The following is a 17,906-nucleotide window of genomic DNA, read 5'->3' on the forward strand; positions in this document are numbered from 1 at the left end:
TTCCTGTCAGCGAACAGGGGTATGAGGAGACACACAATGAGCAGCCCCATCAACCGGGTCGATTTCCGCACCGATCCCGCCCAATACCGGCACTGGCGCCTGACCTTCGACGGTCCGGTCGCGACGTTGGCCATGGACGTGGCCGAAGACGGCGGCCTGCGCCCCGGTTACAAGCTCAAGCTCAATTCGTACGACCTGGGCGTGGACATCGAACTGCACGACGCCCTGCAGCGCATCCGCTTCGAGCATCCCGAGGTGCGCAGCGTGGTCGTGACCAGCATGAAGGACCGCATCTTCTGTTCCGGGGCCAACATCTTCATGCTGGGGCTGTCCACGCACGCCTGGAAAGTGAACTTCTGCAAGTTCACCAATGAAACCCGCAACGGCATCGAAGATTCCAGCCGCCATGGCGGGCTGAAATTCATCGCCGCCCTGAACGGCGCCTGCGCGGGCGGCGGCTATGAACTGGCGCTGGCGTGCGACGAGATCCTGCTGATCGATGACCGTTCGTCCTCCGTGGCGCTGCCCGAAGTGCCCCTGCTCGGCGTGCTGCCGGGCACGGGCGGCCTGACTCGCGTCACCGACAAGCGCCGCGTGCGCCATGATCACGCCGATATCTTCTGCACCCTGGTCGAGGGCGTGCGCGGCCAGCGGGCCAAGGATTGGCGGCTGGTGGACGATGTGGTCAAGCCCGCCCGCTTCGAAGAAACGGTCCGCGCCCGCGCGCTGGCGCTGGCGCAGGGCAGCGACCGTCCCGCGGGCGAGCAGGGCGTGGCCCTGACGCCGTTGTCGCGCACCGAGACCGCCGATGGTTTGTCCTACCGCTACGTCGACGTGCGGGTCGACCGCGAGAAACGCCAGGCCACCTGGACCGTGCACGGGCCGCGGGCCGAGGTCGAAACGGCGCTGCCCGACATCCTTGCCGCGGGCGCCGCGTGGTGGCCGCTGCAGATGGCGCGCGAGCTGGACGACGCCATCCTGTCGATGCGCACCAATGAGCTGGACATCGGCACCTGGATCCTGCGGACCGAAGGGGACGCGCAGGCGGTGCTGGCGGCGGACGCGGCCATGGAACGCCACGCCGACCACTGGTTCGTGCGCGAGACGGCAGGCATGCTGCGCCGCACGCTCGCGCGCCTGGACGTCACGTCCCGCAGCCTGTTCGCGCTGATCGAGCCGGGCTCGTGCTTTGCCGGCACCCTGCTGGAACTGGCCCTCGCGGCCGACCGAAGCTACATGCTGGACGACGAGGACGTGCCCGCGCCGCCGCGCATCGTGGTGGGCGAGCGCAACTTCGGCGTCTACCCCATGGTCAACGGCCAAAGCCGGCTGCAGCGGCGTTTCCACGGCGAGACGCAACCGCTCGAAGCGGTGCGCGCGCAGGCCGGACGCAGCCTGTCGGCCACCGACGCGCTGGACCTGGGCCTGGTCACCTACGCGCCCGACAGCATCGACTGGGACGACGAGGTGCGCATGGCGCTCGAAGAACGCCGCGCGCTCTCGCCCGACGCGCTGACCGGCCTGGAAGCCAACCTGCGCTTCGGCGGCCAGGAAACCATGGAGACCCGCATCTTCGGCCGCCTCACCGCCTGGCAGAACTGGATCTTCAACCGTCCCAACGCGGCCGGCGACAAGGGCGCGCTCAAGCTGTACGGCAAGGGCGAGCAGGCGGCATTCGACTGGAACCGCGTCTGAGCGGGCAGTCCCGATGACAGGGCGGCGGGGGACGCTTTGCGATCCCGCCGGCGCCCCATGACATACGCGCCGCATCGCAAGCGGCCCATCCCAGGAACAGGAACAGGAGCAGAGACATGTCCGGCATCAACTACACCGACAAGATCCCCAACAACGTCAATCTGTCCGGCGACCGCACCTTGCAGCGCGCGCTGGAACACTGGCAGCCGAACTACCTGCAATGGTGGCAGGACATGGGGCCGGACGGCTCGCACGGCTTTGACGTCTACCTGCGCACGGCGGTCAGCGTCGAACCCGACGGCTGGGCGCACTTCAACCACGTGCGCATGCCGGATTACCGCTGGGGCATCTTCCTGGCGCCGCAGGATGGACAGCGCAAGATCCACTTCGGCGAAAACATCGGCCGCGACGTGTGGCAGGACGTGCCGGGCGAACACCGCGCCAACCTGCGCCGCATCATCGTCACGCAGGGCGACACCGAGCCGGCGTCGATCGAGCAGCAGCGCCACCTGGGCCTGACGGCGCCCTCGCAGTACGACCTGCGCAACCTGTTCCAGATCAACGTCGAAGAAGGCCGCCACCTGTGGGCCATGGTCTACCTGCTGCACCGCTACTTTGGCCGCGACGGGCGCGAGGAAGCCGACGCGCTGCTGCAGCGCAGCTCGGGAGATTCCGACAATCCGCGCATCCTGGGCGCCTTCAATGAAAAAACGCCGGACTGGCTGGCGTTCTACATGTTCACCTACTTCACGGACCGCGACGGCAAATTCCAGTTGTGCGCCCTGGCCGAATCCAGCTTCGATCCGCTGGCGCGCACCACCAAGTTCATGCTGACCGAGGAAGCGCACCACATGTTCGTCGGGGAATCGGGCATTTCTCGCGTCATCCAGCGCACCTGCGAAGTGATGAAGGAACTCAAGACCGACGACCCGGCCGCCGTGCGCGCGGCCGGCGTGATCGACCTGCCCACCATCCAGCGCTACCTGAATTTCCACTACAGCGTCACCATCGATCTCTTCGGCGCGGACCAGTCGTCCAATGCGGCCATCTTCTATGGCTCGGGCCTGAAGGGCCGCTACGAAGAAAGCAAGCGCACCGACGACCACCAGCTCAAGAACGACACCTATCGGGTGCTGAACGTCAGCAACGGCAAGCTCACCGAAACCGAAGTGCCGATGCTCAACGCCCTGAACGAAGTGCTGCGCGACGACTTCATCCGCGACTCGGTGGCCGGCATCGGCCGCTGGAACAAGGTGATTGAAAAGAGCGGGCTGGCCTTTCGCCTGCAGGTGCCGCACAAGGCCTTCAACCGCCAGATCGGCACGCTGGCCGGCATCCGCATGTCGCCCGAAGGCGAGATCCTGTCCGAATCCCAATGGCAGGCCCACCAGCACAAGTGGCTGCCCACGCCCGAGGACCGCGCCTTCGTCGCGTCGCTGATGGGCCGCGTGACCGAGCCCGGCAAGTTCGCCAACTGGATCGCGCCGCCTGTCATGGGCATCAACCGCCAGCCGGTGAACTTCGAGTACGTGCGTTTCAACTAAAGGCCGCGCGGGCCGCAAGCCCGCGCGTAGGGAGGACGGCGATGAACGCCCCATTACCGGTGGAAGTCCTGAAGCAGCACCTGATCGATCCCGAGATCTGCATCCGCTGCAATACCTGCGAAGAGACCTGTCCGGTCGACGCGATCACCCACGACGCGAACAACTACGTGGTGGATCCCGACGTCTGCAACGGCTGCATGGCCTGCGTGCCGCCGTGCCCGACCGGGTCCATCGACAACTGGCGGCTCGTCGTGCGCGCCGAAGCCTATACCGTACAGGAGCAGTTCGGCTGGGAAGAACTGCCGCAGGAGAAGTCCCTGCCGCTCGCCGCGGGCGCTTCGTCCGCGGCCGTTGACGCCGCAGGCGCTTCGCAGGTCGCGTCTGCCGGCATGGCCGCGATGCCCGCGCCGCCCGTGACGCCGCCGACGCCCGGCGCCACTGTTCCGCCGTGGTCGGCCGCGCATCCCTACGTCAATCTCTACACCCACAAGACGCCCATCACCGCGACGGTGGTGGGCAACTACCGGGTCACGGGCGCCGACACCGAAAGCGACATCCACCACATCGTGCTCGACTTCGGCGAGCAGCTGTTTCCCGTGCTGGAGGGCCAATCCATCGGCATCCTGCCGCCGGGGACCGACGCGCAGGGCCGGCCGCATCATGCGCGCCAGTATTCGCTGGCCAGTCCGCGCGACGGCGAGCGGGCCGGGTACAACAACCTGTCGCTGACCGTGAAACGCGTCACGCAAGACCACGGCGGCGCCGCCGCGCACGGCGTCTGCTCCAACTACCTGTGCGACCTGGCCAGGAACGACACCGTGCAGGTGATCGGTCCGTTCGGTCACACCTTCCTGATGCCCAACCACCCCCGGGCCAACCTCATCATGATCTGCACGGGCACCGGCTCGGCGCCCATGCGCGCCATGACCGAACGCAGCCGGCGCCTGCTGGGCGCGGCAGACGTCGGCAAGCTCATGCTGTTCTTCGGCGCCCGCACCGAACGCGAGCTGCCTTACTTCGGCCCCTTGATGAAGCTGCCGCGCGACTTCATCGACATCAACCTGGCGCTCTCGCGCGAGCCCGGGCAGCCTAAGCGCTACGTCCAGGACCTGATCCGCGAACGGGCCGAGCCTGTCCGCCAGTTGCTGTCGGACCGCAATACCTGCATCTATGTCTGCGGCCTGAAGGGCATGGAGGTCGGCGTGCTGGACGCGTTGCGCGACGTGGTGGTGCAGTCGGGCGAGGATTGGTCTATCCTGCATGATGCGCTGCGCCGCGAAGGCCGGCTGCATTTCGAGACGTACTGATCCAACAACAGATGCGTGACGAACGGCGCGCCTGGGCGCGCCGTTATCGTTTTCGTCGCAGGGGAAAAAACATGAAGTTCGCCGAATTCAAGGACGGCATGGTGATCAAGGCGGGACCGATCACCGTGACGGAGCCGGAGATCCTGGAGTTTGCCCGTAAATACGATCCCCAATGGTTCCACACCGATCCGCGGCGCGCCGCGGAAGGCCGCTGGGGCGGGCTCATCGCCAGCGGCTGGCACACCTGCGCGCTGGCCATGCGCATGGCGGTCGACGCCGCCCTGCACGATTCCGAATCCTTCGGCTCCCCCGGCCTCGGAGAAGTGCGCTGGCGCACGCCGGTGCGGCCCGGAGATACGCTGCGGCTGGAAGCGCGCGTTCAAGGCGCGCGACATTCGTCATCGCGCCCCGACCTGGGCATCATCACGTGGGCCTGGACGGTATTGAACCAGCACGACGAAAGCGTGCTGGAGATGGACGCGACCAGCTTGTTCGACCTGTCCGGCAATAACTAGGCTGCGTGTCTACCGCTTGCCGGCCTGCTTGACGATGGCCGCGGCCTCGGGGCCCGCGGCCGTTTTCCAGGCATTGATCGCGTCGGCCGAGGCGTCTTTCAACGCCTTGAGCACCGCGGGCGGCACCGCCGTGTTGATCGCGACGCCGTTCTTGCGCATGTTCGCGTAGTTCTGCTGCAGGCGGCCCTCGATGCGTTTCCATTGCTCGGCCTCCGTCTGCGCCGCCGCCTGGTCAATGGCCTTGCGCGAGCGTGCATCCAACGCCTCATACGCCTTCAGGTTCATTGTCGCCACCGAAATCGGCATCGCGTAGTTGATCTCCGCGAAGTGGGGCAGGTATTCCCACAGCTTGCGGCCGGCGCCGCCGTCGCCGGAAGACAGCACGGCGTTGACCTCCCCGGATGCGATGCGCGGCATGGCATCCGCGAACGAGATGTTCTGCGCCTGGGCGCCCGCCCTGCGCATGACCTCCTGCGACGTCGCGTCGTAGGTGCGGATGTTCAGGCGCTTCAACGCGGCCACGCTGTCCAGCTTCTGTTTGGACCAGATGCCCGAGGCCGGCCAAGGGGTGGTGTAGAGCAGCTTCTGGCCGTGCGCGGCGAGCAGCTTCTCGTAGGCCGGGCGCGCCGCCTTGTTGAGATTGCGCGCCTTGGACAGCGAGTCCGCCAGGAAGGGCAGGGACGACACGCCGAACAAGGGATACTTGGCCGCGAGCGCGCCCGCGAACGCATCGCCCGCGTCGACCTTGCCGGCCTGGACCGCGTCGATCATGTCGCCCGACTTGATGCCCTTGGCCGCGTCGAAGCTGGTGTCGATCACCACATTGCCGGCCGATTTGGCGCGCACCAGTTCCGCGAAGGTGGACACGCCCTGGCCGGGCATGGAGGTGGCCGGGTATTCGGTGGCCATGGTGAGCGTCGTGGCGGCATAAGCGCCATGGCCGATGAAAGCCATGGCGATGCCTGCCGCGAGGCGCAAAGGGGTGATGCCTTGCATGCGCGACTCCTGGTGGGGGTAAGCCGGGGCCGGTAGGACGCTGCAATCGCTCGTCCGACCAGCGCCTGGCCAATGCCGCAAAGCGTACGAGGTGTACAGGCGTACGCCTAGTCGGGCTTTCGGCAATGCGCGGCGCTGCGGGATCGGGCGTATGGCGTATTGCGGATGCCGCGGTGAAATGCCACACCGGAGTCATGGCATGAAAAAGGCCGCCCCTTCGGGCGGCCCATTCAGCTACATCACGCAGTCGATCAATAGAACGCCTGGATCCCCGTCTGCGCGCGGCCCAGGATCAGGGCGTGCACGTCGTGGGTGCCTTCGTAGGTGTTGACCACTTCCAGGTTCACCAGGTGGCGGGCCACGCCGAATTCGTCGGAGATGCCGTTGCCGCCCAGCATGTCGCGGGCCAGGCGGGCGATGTCCAGCGCCTTGCCGCAGGAGTTGCGCTTCATGATCGACGTGATCTCGACGGCGGCGGTGCCCTCGTCCTTCATGCGGCCCAGGCGCAGGCAGCCTTGCAGCGCCAGCGTGATTTCGGTCTGCATGTCGGCCAGCTTCTTCTGGATGAGCTGGTTGGCGGCCAGGGGGCGGCCGAATTGCTTGCGGTCCAGCGTGTACTGGCGGGCGGTGTGCCAGCAGGCCTCGGCGGCGCCGACGGCGCCCCAGGCGATGCCGTAGCGGGCCGAGTTCAGGCAGGTGAACGGACCCTTCAGGCCGGAAACGCCGGGCATCATCTGGTCAGCCGACACTTCCACTTCGTCCATGACGATTTCGCCGGTGATCGACGCGCGCAGGCCGACCTTGCCGTGGATGGCGGGAGCCGACAGGCCCTTCATGCCCTTTTCCAGGATGAAGCCGCGAATCTTGCCGTCGAAGTCGCCGCCCACGCACTTGGCCCAGACCACGAACACGTCAGCGATGGGCGAGTTGGTGATCCACATCTTGTTGCCGGTCAGCTTGTAGCCGTCGGCCGTCTTGACGGCGCGGGTTTCCATGCCGCCGGGATCGGAACCGTGGTTGGGCTCGGTCAGGCCGAAGCAGCCGATCCATTCGCCGCGGGCGAGCTTGGGCAGGTACTTCTTCTTTTGCTCTTCGCTGCCGAATTCGTTGATCGGCACCATCACCAGCGAGGACTGCACGCTCATCATCGAGCGATAGCCGGAGTCGACGCGTTCGACTTCACGGGCGATCAGGCCGTAGCTGACGTAGTTCAGGCCAGCGCCGCCGTATTCGACGGGGATCGTGGCGCCCAGGAGGCCCAGTTCGCCCATTTCGGAGAAGATCTCCGGATCGGTCTTCTCGTTGCGGAAGGCGTTGAGCACGCGCGGAGCCAGCTTGTCCTGCGAATAGGCGTAGGCGGCGTCGCGCACCATGCGCTCTTCTTCGGTCAGTTGCTGGTCCAGCAACAGGGGGTCTTGCCAGTGGAATGAGGGGTTCGAGGACATGCTGGGTCTCCGCTATGGATTTCCGTGATCGGAATCTAGAAAGTTTAAACTTAAAATAATTCGGGCGGCAAGTCGGGGTTTGCACGGCGGTGCGCCTGGGCGCGCCGCCGGTCTTGACGCCCGTGCAGGGTTCAGTGCTGGGCCTTCAGCGCCGCCTCGCGGATCTTTTCGAGGGTCGTGGAGGGGGTGATGGTTTCGGGGTCGATGAAGCAGTGCAGGATGGCCGGCTTGCCGCTGGCCAGCGCCCGCTCGAAGGCCGGACCGAACTGTTCGGTGGTCTCCACCCGTTCGCCGTGGCCGCCGAAGGCGCGCGCGTAGTCAGCGAAGTCCGGGTTCTTGAGCTGGGTCGCGGACACGCGGCCCGGGTAGTGCTTTTCCTGGTGCATGCGGATCGTGCCGTACATGCCGTTGTCGACCAGGATCAGGATGATGGGCAGGTCGTACTGCACGGCCGTGGCGAATTCCTGGCCGTGCATCAGGAAGCAGCCGTCGCCCGCGAAACACACGACGGTCTTGTCCGGCCAGACGCGCTTGGCGCCCACGGCCGCCGGCAGGCCATAGCCCATGGAGCCGGACGTCGGCGCCAACTGCGTGCCAAAGCGCGTGAAGCGGTGGAAGCGGTGCAGCCAGGTGGCGTAGTTGCCGGCGCCGTTGGTCATGATGGCGTCGGCCGGCAGCGTCTTTTCCAGATAGGCCATGACTTGGCCGAGCTGCAGCGCGCCCGGCGTGGTGACGGTTTCGGGGTCGCTCCATTTCAGGTACGACTCGCGCATCGTCTTGGTGGCTTCGGCCCAGACGGGCTTGGCCGGGGCCTTCAGGCCGGCCAGCGAGGCCGCAAAGGCGGACGGCGAGGTGTTGATGGCGAGGGTGGGGCGGTACACGCGGCCCAGCTCGGCGGTGTCGGGATGCACGTGCACGAGCTTTTGCTTGGGCACCGGGATGTCCAGCAGCGTATAGGCTTGGCTGGGGTTTTCGGACATGCGGCCGCCGACCAGCAGGATCAGGTCGGCGTCGGCCACGCGTTTGAGCAGGGCCGGATTGATGCCCAGGCCGACGTCGCCGATGAAGCAGGGGTGGTCCGCGGGGAACAGCATCTGGCGGCGGAACGACACGGCGGTCGGCAGCGCATGCAGCTGGGCGAAATCAGCGAACTGCTGCACGGCGCGGGCATCCCAGCGCGTGCCGCCCAGGATGGCGACCGGGTTCTTCGCATCAGCCAGCAGCTTTTCCAGGTCGGCGAGCTGGCCGGCCGTGGGGGCGGATTCGATCACTTCGTAGCGCGGGGCGTCGGCCACCTTGGCGGCTTCGACCAGCATGTCTTCGGGCAGAGCGATCACGACCGGGCCGGGACGGCCCGAGGTGGCGATGTGGAAGGCGCGCGAGATCAGTTCGGGAATGCGTTCGACCTGGTCGATCTCGGTCACCCACTTGGCCTGCGTGCCGAACACGGCGCGGTAGTCCATTTCCTGGAAGGCTTCGCGCTCGCGCATGCCGCGCTCGATCTGGCCGACGAACAGGATCATCGGCGTGGAGTCCTGCTTGGCGATATGCACGCCCGCCAGCGCATTGGAGGCGCCCGGGCCGCGCGTCACCATGCAGATGCCGGGCTCGCCGGTCAGCTTGCCGTGCGCGTCGGCCATCATGGCCGCGCCACCTTCCTGGCGGCACACGGTCACCTTGATGTCGGCGTCGTGCAGGCCGTCCAGCACCGCCAGATAGCTTTCGCCGGGGACACAAAATACATGTTTGACACCCTGGGCGACGAGCTGGTCGACCAGAATGTGACCGCCAAGGCGGGAATCTTGCTGAGGCATGGTGGTGTCGTGATTAGCCTAGGTTAGGACTCCCGAGCATATGTTCCCTGGGCGCACAACGCAATTGATAAAATTGCACATTCTGTTGATCCGCCGGCACGTCCCGTCTGGTGCGCCGCAGCAAGCGGGCGCGCGGGAGCGAGCCGGCATTCAGGCGCCCCCCGTCCATGAGAAACGGCATTCCCAATCTGAGCGCCCTGCAGGCGTTCGAGGCATCGGCCCGGCTGGGCAGTTTTTCGCGCGCGGCCGAAGAGCTGTCGCTGACGCACAGCGCGGTTTACCGGCAGGTGGCCAGCCTGGAGGCGCGCCTGGGCGTGCAGCTGTTCACGCGGGTGCGGCGCCGCATCGTTCTCACCGATCACGGGGCGGAATACGCCGGCCGCATCCGCCACCATCTGGACCAGATCGAGAAAGACACCTTTGGCCTCGTCAGCCGGACCGGGATGGGGCGCAGCATCCACATCGCCGTGGTGCCCACGCTGGCGACGACGTGGCTGATTCCCCGGCTGGCGGATTTCCAGCGTGAGCATGGGGACATCACCGTCAGCCTGTCCGTGCGCACCTTGCCGTTCCAGTTCAAAGACCAGCCCTTCGACGGCGCGCTCTATCACGGGGACGGACTCTGGCCCGGCACGCAGGGCGGGCTGCTGTTTCCCGAACGCGAGCTCGTGCCGGTCTGCGCGCCGCAGCTGGCCGCGCGGGCGGCGCAGCAAGGGGGCGGCGCCCTGTCCGGCATGACGCATCTGCACCTGGCCTCGCGCCCGGATGCCTGGCGCCAATGGTATGCGGCCAATAGCCACCTGTACGGGCCTCAGGCGGCCGGCGGGCCGCGCTATGAGCTGTTCACCATGGTCATGGCGGCCGTGCAGGCCGGGCTGGGCGTGGGGCTGATGCCGCGCTTTCTGGCGCAACCGGCCCTGGACCAGGGCGCGCTCGCCATGCCGGTGCCGCAGTCGCTGGCAGTCAGCCAGGGGTATTACTTCGGCTATCCGCAGCGCAGCGAACGGTCCGAGGCCTTGAAGGCGTTCGAAGCCTGGCTCAAGTCCGCGGCCGCCGGCGTGGGCGAGCGCCTCGCCGGCCGCGCGTAGCGGGCCGCACCTGGCCGGCACACCGCCCGCCGCGCCCCACCCGCCGCGCCTCGCCGTAGAATTCCGCCATGTCCACCGCCCGCCAGCCGCTCGCCTCCCAGGCCGATATCGACGCCTTCATTGATGCCGTCTGGCTCGAAGACGGACTTTCCGCCAATACCCTGGCCGCCTACCGGCGCGACCTGACCGGTTTCGCCCGCTGGCTCGAAGACCCGCAAGCCTACGCCCGCGAAATGGCCGATCGCCACGGCGATGACGCGCGCGTGGCGCCCCTGCCGGCGGGCCCGCCCAAGCCGATCTGCGAGGCCCAGAAGGCCGACATCGAAGCCTGGTTCGCGTTCCGCCACGAGGAAATCCGCGCCACGACCGCCAACCGGCGGCTGGCCGCGCTGCGCCGCTTCTATGCCTGGGCGCTGCGCGAGCACCGCGCCGAGCGCGATCCGTGCCTTACGCTGGTCGCAGCCAAGCAGCCGCCTCGCATGCCCAAGACGCTGTCCGAACAGCAGGTGGACGCGCTGCTGCGCGCGCCGGACGCGAGCCAGCCGCGCGGCCTGCGCGACCGCGCCATGCTCGAAACGCTGTACGCCACCGGCTTGCGCGTGTCCGAGCTGGTGGGGGTGCGCGCCCTGGACGTCAGCCTGAACGAAGGCGTGGTGCGGGTGGTGCAGGGCAAGGGCGGCAAGGACCGCCTCGTGCCCCTGGGCGCCGAAGCCGCGCACTGGATCGCGCAGTACCTCGGATCGGCCCGTCCCGAGCTGGCGGCCGGCCGCGTCAGCGACGCACTCTTCATCACCGCGCGCGCCGAGGCGATGTCGCGCCAGGCATTCTGGCAACTGGTCAAGAAATACGCCGTGCTCGCCGGCGTGCATGCGCCGCTGTCGCCCCACGTGCTGCGCCACGCCTTCGCCACGCACCTGCTGAACCACGGCGCGGACTTGCGCGTGGTGCAAATGCTGCTGGGTCACGCCGACATTTCCACCACGCAGATCTACACGCATGTGGCGCGCGAGCGCCTGAAGGCGCTGCACGCGGCCCATCATCCGCGCGGCTAGCTGCCGCCCATCATCCTTTTTTCCAACCGGCAACCCCATGAGCAAAGCCCGCCACGTTTCCGAGACGCCCGCCACCCAGTTTCTCAAGCAGAACAAAGTGCCCTATACCGAGCACACCTATGACTACGTCGACCACGGCGGCGCCGGCGAAGCCGCGCGCCAGCTCGGCCTGGACCCGCACGCCGTGGTCAAGACGCTGGTCATGGAAGACGAATCGGCCAAGCCGCTGATCGTGGTCATGCACGGGGACCGCGAAGTCTCCACCAAGAACCTGGCGCGCCAGGCCGGCCTGAAAAAGGTCGAACCCTGCAAGCCCGACGTCGCCCAGCGGCATTCCGGCTACCAGGTGGGCGGCACGTCGCCCTTCGGCACCCGCAAGAAGATGCCCGTGTGGGTGGAGGCTGAGGTGCTGGAATATCCGGTGGTCTACATCAATGGCGGCCGTCGCGGGTATCTGGTGGGAATCGACCCCAAGGTGCTGGTGGACCTGCTGGGCGCCCGTCCGGTGACGGTGGCGCTGGAGTAGGGCGGTATCCCGTTACCACCCGGACCGGCGTCCTCGCGGGCACAATGGGACAAGAACACCAAGAACCGGAGCCCGACCGCGGGCAAGCAACCGGACTCCACCCCCATCCCAAGGAGACAATCATGAGCAAACGACTGTTGATGCTGGTAGGCGACTACGCCGAAGACTACGAAACCATGGTGCCGTTCCAGACGCTGCTGACGGTGGGGCACACGGTGCATGCGGTATGCCCGGACAAGAAGGCCGGGGACACGGTGGCCACGTCGATCCATGATTTCGAGGGCGCGCAGACCTACACGGAAAAGCGCGGCCACAATTTCACGCTGAATTACGACTTCGACCGCGTCGAACCCGCGTCCTATGACGGCCTGGTGATTCCGGGCGGACGCGCGCCCGAATACCTGCGGCTGAACGAAAAAGTGCTGGATATCGTGCGTGAGTTCGACAAGGCCAACAAGCCCATCGCCGCGGTCTGCCACGGTGCGCAGATCCTGGCCGCGGCGGGCGTGCTGAAAGGCCGCACGTGCTCGGCCTATCCCGCCTGCGCGCCGGAAGTGCGGCTGGCGGGCGGCACCTATGCCGAAATCGCGGTCGACCAGGCCTACACGGACGGCAACCTGGTGTCGGCGCCCGCCTGGCCGGCCCACCCCGCCTGGATGGCGCAGTTCCTGGCGGTGCTGGGCACGAAGATCACGCTCTGACGTAAGGCGGTTCGGCAAGGCGGTTCGCCGAACGATGACCGGCGTGACAAAGGCCCCGGGGAAATACCCGGGGCGGCAAGCGCCGCGCCGGGCGTCCGTCTTATTCAGGGCGCCTTGCCCTGCGCGGCCGGGTCAGGCGAAGTCCAGCACGATGCGGCCTTCGATCTGGCCCTTCTTCATGCGGTCAAACACGCTGTTGATGTTTTCCAGGGTTTCCGTGGCGACGGTGGCGTGGACCTTGCCTTCTTCGGCGAACTGCAGGGACTCCTGAAGATCCAGCCGCGAACCCACGATGGAGCCGCGTACGGTCACGCCATTGAGCACCATGTCGAAGATCGACAGCGGGAAGTCGCCGGGCGGCAGCCCGTTCAGCGAAATCGTGCCGCCCCGGCGCACCATGCCAAGCGCCTGCTCGAAGGCCTTGGGCGATACCGCGGTGATCAGCGCGCCATGCGCACCGCCGATTTCCCGCTTCAGGTAGGCGGCCGGATCGGTGTTCAAGGCGTTGACGGTGACTTCCGCGCCCAGCCGGCGCGCAAAGTCGAGCTTGGCGTCGTCGATATCCACGGCGGCCACGTTCAGGCCCATGGCCTTGGCGTATTGCACCGCCATGTGGCCCAGCCCGCCGATGCCGGAAATGACGACCCAGTTGCCGGGCCGGGTGTCCGTCATCTTCAGGCCCTTGTAGACCGTGACGCCCGCGCACAGCACGGGAGCCACGTCGATGAAGCCGACATTCTTGGGCAACAGGCCCACGTAGTCGGCAGCCGCCAGCGCGTATTCGGCGAAACCGCCGTTGACCGAGTAACCCGTGTTCTGCTGCTGCTCGCACAGCGTTTCCCAACCGCCCAGGCAGTGCTCGCAGTGTCCGCAGGCCGAGTACAGCCAGGGGATGCCGACACGGTCGCCTTCCTTGACATGCGTGACGCCGGCGCCCACGGCCACCACGTGACCGACGCCCTCGTGACCGGGAATGAAGGGGGGATTGGGTTTGACGGGCCAGTCGCCCTCGACCGCGTGCAGGTCCGTGTGGCAGACGCCGCAGGCTTCGATCTTTACCAGGAGCTCGCCCGGGCCCGGGCGCGGTACCGCGACTTCTTCGATTGCCAGGGGTTTGCCGAACGCGCGAGCCACTGCGGCCTTCATGGTCTTTTCCATTACTACCTCCGAAGTCTGATCAGTTTCACTATGCTCGAACGCGACGGCGTTCCAGACCATGATTTATATCAACCGGCGTTGGATAGGGTCTATGGGAATCCGACTGCTTTCAGGGACGCCGCGCACCGGCGCGCGCGTCGGGGCCGTATTGCCCGCGGCGCGCCTGTCGTCGTACAGTCGGTCTCAGGCGCGCCGGCCGGGCGGGCGTGTCGCCCATGCCCAGGAGCTTTCCATGTGTGAAATATTCATCCGCGCCAGCGAACATTCCTACGCCTGCGAAACCCGATCCCTGCGCCTGCATGGCGTGGCGACCAGCCTGCGGCTCGAAAACCTGTTCTGGCAGGTGCTGGAAGAACTCGCCGGCCGCGACGGCATGCGCGTCACGCAGTTGATCGAACGGCTGTACGACGAGCTGGTGGCGTACCGCGGCGAGGCCGCCAACTTCACGTCCTTCCTGCGCGTGTGCTGCCTGCGCTATCAGTTGTTGCAGGCCGAGGGCCGGATCCCGCTGGACGCCAGCGTGCCCATCCGCTCGCTCAACCCGCAAGCCGTCCTCGACGGGTTGCCCCCGTCTCTGTGCGACGCGCAACCGGTCCCGGCAAAGCGCCGCGCGGCCTGATCGGCCCGGCTGCGTCCAAGCAAGAAAAAAGGCCCGATGCGATCGGGCCCTTCATCTGGTACTGCGGACAATTCATTCCGGCCTCAGCCGCCCGCGCCCGTTGACGCCATGGCCACTTCGCTTTGCACGATGCGCCGGATGCGCACGGCATCGCCGATGCGCGACAGCTTGCCCTGCGAATCCAGCAGCACGATGGCCAGATCGCGGCCATTGATGCGCGCCAGCATCACCAGGCACTCGCCCGCTTCATTGATGTAGCCGGTCTTGGACACCTTGATGTCCCAGTCGGGCTTGCGCACCAGCAGATTGGTGTTGCGGAACGTCTGCGTGCGGTTGTTGATCTCGACCTCGTATTCCGTGTCCGTGGAGTAGCGGTGGATCAGCGGACGCTGCGACGCGGCGCGCAGCAGGCGCGCCAGGTCATGCGGCGATGACACGTTGTTGCTGGACAGGCCGGTGGGCTCGATGAAGCGCGTGCTGGTCATGCCCAGCGACTGCGCCTTGGCGTTCATGGCAGCCACGAAAGCGGGCAGGCCGCCCGGATAGTTGCGTCCCAGCGCATTGGCGGCGCGGTTCTCGGAAGACATCAGCGCCAGATGCAGCATGTCGCCGCGCGACAGTTTGGTGCCCACGCGCAACCGCGACGTCGTGTGCTTGAGTTCGTCGACGTCTTCGTCGGTGATCTCGAGCATCTCGTCCATCTGCAGGTTGGCGTCCACGACGACCACGGCGGTCATCAGCTTCGAGATGGAAGCGATGGGGCGCACGACGTTTTCGTTCTTGGCGAAGATGACCGTGGACGTTTCGAGGTCCTGCACGTAAGCGGTGCTCGACCGCAGCGCGGCGGCCTCGGCGCGCGCCGAGGCGGCGGGCGGCGGCATGGCGGCGCTGGCGGCGGCCGCTGCGGCGACCCGGCGGCCGCGCGCGGCCTTGTCGGCCTTGCCGCCCTTGCCATTCTTGCCCGACGCGCCTGCCTTCTTGGAGGGCGAGCCTTTGGAGGCAACCTGGCTGCCGCGCTTGGGCGGGGATTTCTTGGCCGACGAGGATTTGGGCGGCGCCTTCTTGGCGGAGGGCGCGGCCTGCTTGGCCGCGGCGCTCTTGCCCGAGCCCGCCTTGGGCGCCGGGGCTTTCTTTGCTTGTTGCGCCTTGCAGGCCGACGACTTGGCGTTGGTCTTGCAAGGGTCGGAATTCTTTGCGGCTTGCGCCGCGGGGGGCAGGAGCGCGCACACCGCCAGCGCGGCAGGCGCCAGGGCTCTTGCTATTGCACGTGTCCAGGAAAAGGCCATGGTTGAGCAGGCTTGTCGGTCTGTGAACAAATATTTCTTAAGCCGGCGGTTTCGTCGGATCAGGAAAAGTCCAGATGAATTATGGGCTTACGCGTCGAATTTAAACAGTAATTTCAAGAGTCACGCAAGGCGATTTACGACGTTTACCCAAAAAAATGTCCTTGGGGGCCGAACCGTGGCAGCAATTAGTCACATGTCGGAAGTCGCAACGCTAACTGTGCGGCGCGCAAGAGCGTAGCCCGGATTAACCCTCATCTGGCTGAACGAGCGGAACTTGCGGGGGGGAGGACGGCGCGCAGGCCGAGGCCGGACTGGCCTCGCCGGGTGGAATCGAACCACCAATTGACCCTTAGGAGGGGCCGGTTATATCCATTTAACTACGGCGAGCTGGAGTGATGTGCAAGGCGAGCCCGCCGCACTTGGCGGGCAGCGGGGCGCGCCGATAGGGCGCGTCCGCGCATAAGGCCTTGATATTGCTGCGAATCGCGGGAGCGAAAAGTGTAGCACTGCGGTCGCGGGCTTCGAAGCAGGACGCAAGTCTATCAGCAGCCGGTGCAAGCCCCAAATCTGACGGTGCAGCGTTTGGTCCGATTTGGGGCGGGAGGCGCGAAGGGCGTTGCGCCAACCGGGTTATTCGCCGGTCCGCGCGACGACTTTGTATATGATGGTTGCGTCCGCCGTCGCGCCGGGCCGTCCCGAGGAGGGGACGCAACCCCCAAAAACAACCAGACACGGGTTTCATGTCTAGCCAAACCGATACGATTTCCGCACGCACCATTGTCTTGGGCACCCTGGTCGTGCTGCTTGCCATGGGCGTGCGCGCCACTTTCGGCCTGTTCATGCAGCCCATGGGCCTGGCGCATGGCTGGAGCCGCGAAGTATTTTCCATGGCGTTTGCCCTGCAGAACCTGGTGTGGGGGCTGGCCTGCATTTTCATGGGCATGCTGGCCGATCGCTACGGTTCGGGCCGCACCATTGCGCTGGGCGCGCTGCTATACATGCTGGGACTGATCGGCACGCGCTTCGCTACCGACGAAGCCACGCTGTACCTGACCGCGGGCGTGCTGGTCGGGTTGGGACAGGCGGGCACCACCTTTCCCGTGATCCTGCCCGTCGTCGCGCGTTCCGTGCCGCCGGCCTACCGCAGCACGGCGATGGGCATCGCCAGCGCGGGCGGCTCGCTGGGCCAGTTTGCCGTCGTGCCCACGGGCCAGTTGCTGATCAGCGGCCTGGACTGGACGGGCGCGCTGTGGGTGCTGTCGATGTTCGTGGCCTGCGCCGCGCCGCTGGCGTATTACCTGCGCGGCCGGCCGCAGGTCCATGCGGGCCCGCAGCAGTCGCTCTCGACCGCGATCAAGCAGGCCGTGCGCCATCCTTCGTTCCACTTCCTGTTCTGGAGCTATTTCGTCTGCGGCTTTCATACCGCGTTCATCACCTTGCACCTGCCGGCCTATGTGACCGATGGCGGGCTGACGGCAGGGCAGGGCGCCACGGCGATCGCGCTCATCGGCCTCTTCAACGTGCTGGGTTCGTTCTACGCGGGCAAGCTGGGCGGCAAATACAGCAAGAAGCGCCTGTTGGCGGTGGTGTACTTCATGCGCGCGTTCGGCATCCTGCTGCTGCTCTGGATGCCGCTGTCGCCCTGGGTGCTGTACGCCTTTGCGGCGTGGATGGGATTGTTCTGGCTGGGCACGGTGCCGTTGACGCAGGGGTTGATTGGACAGATCTACGGCCTGCGCTATGCGGCCACGCTGTCCGGCATCGTGTTCCTGGGCCACCAGCTCGGCAGTTTCATCGGCGTATGGCTGGGCGGCTATGCCTACGCCAAGACAGGCAGCTACGATCTGGTCTGGTGGCTGGGCGTGGCGCTCGCTGTCATCGCCGCACTGTTGTGCCTGCCCGTGCGCGAACAACCGGTGACGCCGGCGCAGCCGGCCACGGCTTGATCACGGCAAACCGGAGCCCCGCGATGACCCACCGCCCGCATCCTGAAGCCCCTCGCCGCAAGGGCTGGCGCGCCGTGGGCGTGCTGGCGCTGGCCGCGGTGCTGGGCCTGGCGTTCTGGGGCTACACCACGCCTGAGATGCAGATTCACTGGGAAAACCTGGCCGCGCTCTGCGGCTTTTAACCGGGATTTCAGACGCGCCCTATATCGCGGTG

16 protein-coding genes and 1 tRNA gene are annotated in these 17,906 nt (G+C 66.6%); 11 read left to right on the plus strand and 6 right to left on the minus strand.

The annotated features are described in order from the left end of the window. The first annotated feature begins 36 nt into the window (after nt 1–36). The 4 genes from boxC (at nt 37) to BMW75_RS09285 (ending at nt 5,061) form a co-directional block, all read left to right on the plus strand. Nucleotides 37–1,695 (plus strand): 2,3-epoxybenzoyl-CoA dihydrolase, encoded by a 1,659-nt coding sequence (gene boxC, locus BMW75_RS09270; RefSeq protein ID WP_092578794.1) that lies wholly within the window; start codon nt 37–39, stop codon nt 1,693–1,695. Between the two features lie 116 nt (nt 1,696–1,811). Next, complete coding sequence (gene boxB, locus BMW75_RS09275; RefSeq protein ID WP_092578796.1) at nt 1,812–3,239, plus strand: benzoyl-CoA 2,3-epoxidase subunit BoxB; 1,428 nt, start codon at nt 1,812–1,814, stop codon at nt 3,237–3,239. Between the two features lie 41 nt (nt 3,240–3,280). Continuing rightward, on the plus strand, nt 3,281–4,546 hold the full coding sequence (gene boxA, locus BMW75_RS09280) for a benzoyl-CoA 2,3-epoxidase subunit BoxA (protein ID WP_092578798.1): 1,266 nt from the start codon (nt 3,281–3,283) through the stop codon (nt 4,544–4,546). A gap of 71 nt (nt 4,547–4,617) precedes the next feature. After that, nucleotides 4,618–5,061 carry a MaoC family dehydratase gene (locus BMW75_RS09285; protein WP_076515928.1) on the plus strand — a complete coding sequence of 148 codons (444 nt, stop codon included), beginning with the start codon at nt 4,618–4,620 and terminating at the stop codon, nt 5,059–5,061. A 9-nt stretch (nt 5,062–5,070) separates the two neighbouring features. On the opposite strand, the gene BMW75_RS09290 is transcribed toward BMW75_RS09285, so the two are convergent. The 3 genes from BMW75_RS09290 to BMW75_RS09300 form a co-directional block, all read right to left on the minus strand. After that, the gene (locus BMW75_RS09290) at nt 5,071–6,057 is read right to left on the minus strand and encodes a TRAP transporter substrate-binding protein (protein ID WP_092578800.1); all 987 of its coding nucleotides are present in this window, start codon (nt 6,055–6,057) and stop codon (nt 5,071–5,073) included. A gap of 251 nt (nt 6,058–6,308) precedes the next feature. Further along, nucleotides 6,309–7,502, minus strand: a complete 1,194-nt coding sequence (locus tag BMW75_RS09295; RefSeq protein ID WP_076515918.1) for an acyl-CoA dehydrogenase — start codon at nt 7,500–7,502, stop codon at nt 6,309–6,311. A 131-nt stretch (nt 7,503–7,633) separates the two neighbouring features. Next, on the minus strand, nt 7,634–9,316 hold the full coding sequence (locus tag BMW75_RS09300; RefSeq protein WP_092578802.1) for a thiamine pyrophosphate-binding protein: 1,683 nt from the start codon (nt 9,314–9,316) through the stop codon (nt 7,634–7,636). A gap of 167 nt (nt 9,317–9,483) precedes the next feature. Here BMW75_RS09300 and BMW75_RS09305 point away from each other — a divergent pair, with 167 nt between their 5' ends. From BMW75_RS09305 to BMW75_RS09320, 4 genes are all read left to right on the plus strand, one after another. Next, complete coding sequence (locus BMW75_RS09305; protein ID WP_076515912.1) at nt 9,484–10,404, plus strand: LysR substrate-binding domain-containing protein; 921 nt, start codon at nt 9,484–9,486, stop codon at nt 10,402–10,404. Between the two features lie 68 nt (nt 10,405–10,472). Continuing rightward, nucleotides 10,473–11,456: a site-specific tyrosine recombinase XerD gene (gene xerD, locus BMW75_RS09310; protein ID WP_092578804.1), complete on the plus strand. Its 984-nt coding sequence runs from the start codon at nt 10,473–10,475 to the stop codon at nt 11,454–11,456. A gap of 37 nt (nt 11,457–11,493) precedes the next feature. Beyond that, on the plus strand, nt 11,494–11,982 hold the full coding sequence (ybaK, locus tag BMW75_RS09315) for a Cys-tRNA(Pro) deacylase (RefSeq protein WP_092578806.1): 489 nt from the start codon (nt 11,494–11,496) through the stop codon (nt 11,980–11,982). Between the two features lie 122 nt (nt 11,983–12,104). After that, a complete protein-coding gene (locus tag BMW75_RS09320) occupies nt 12,105–12,683 on the plus strand; it encodes a DJ-1/PfpI family protein (protein ID WP_076515906.1) in 579 nt (192 codons plus the stop codon). Between the two features lie 132 nt (nt 12,684–12,815). Here BMW75_RS09320 and adhP read toward each other — a convergent pair whose 3' ends face one another. Continuing rightward, nucleotides 12,816–13,841, minus strand: coding sequence for an alcohol dehydrogenase AdhP (gene adhP / locus BMW75_RS09325; RefSeq protein ID WP_092578808.1), 1,026 nt, complete (start codon nt 13,839–13,841; stop codon nt 12,816–12,818). Between the two features lie 232 nt (nt 13,842–14,073). On the opposite strand from adhP, the gene BMW75_RS09330 reads away from it, so the two are divergent. Continuing rightward, entirely contained in the window at nt 14,074–14,460 is a 387-nt protein-coding gene (locus BMW75_RS09330; protein ID WP_076515902.1) for a ribbon-helix-helix domain-containing protein, read from the plus strand. Between the two features lie 83 nt (nt 14,461–14,543). Here the strand turns inward: BMW75_RS09330 and pbpG are convergent, their stop codons facing one another. Together pbpG and BMW75_RS09345 are read right to left on the minus strand one after the other, a co-directional pair. Further along, nucleotides 14,544–15,746 carry a D-alanyl-D-alanine endopeptidase gene (gene pbpG, locus BMW75_RS09335; protein ID WP_254791974.1) on the minus strand — a complete coding sequence of 401 codons (1,203 nt, stop codon included), beginning with the start codon at nt 15,744–15,746 and terminating at the stop codon, nt 14,544–14,546. Nucleotides 15,747–16,058: 312 nt separating this feature from the next. Further along, nucleotides 16,059–16,133: transfer RNA gene (locus tag BMW75_RS09345), tRNA-Arg, on the minus strand. Between the two features lie 353 nt (nt 16,134–16,486). Between BMW75_RS09345 and BMW75_RS09350 the strand changes: the two genes are divergently transcribed. Beyond that, nucleotides 16,487–17,692 (plus strand): MFS transporter, encoded by a 1,206-nt coding sequence (locus tag BMW75_RS09350; protein ID WP_092578812.1) that lies wholly within the window; start codon nt 16,487–16,489, stop codon nt 17,690–17,692. Between the two features lie 23 nt (nt 17,693–17,715). After that, nucleotides 17,716–17,874 (plus strand): hypothetical protein, encoded by a 159-nt coding sequence (locus BMW75_RS29430; protein ID WP_175493129.1) that lies wholly within the window; start codon nt 17,716–17,718, stop codon nt 17,872–17,874. Nucleotides 17,875–17,906: the final 32 nt, after the last annotated feature.

Source organism: Achromobacter sp. NFACC18-2, assembly GCF_900108985.1.
In the GTDB taxonomy this organism is placed as follows: Bacteria; Pseudomonadota; Gammaproteobacteria; order Burkholderiales; family Burkholderiaceae_B; genus Achromobacter.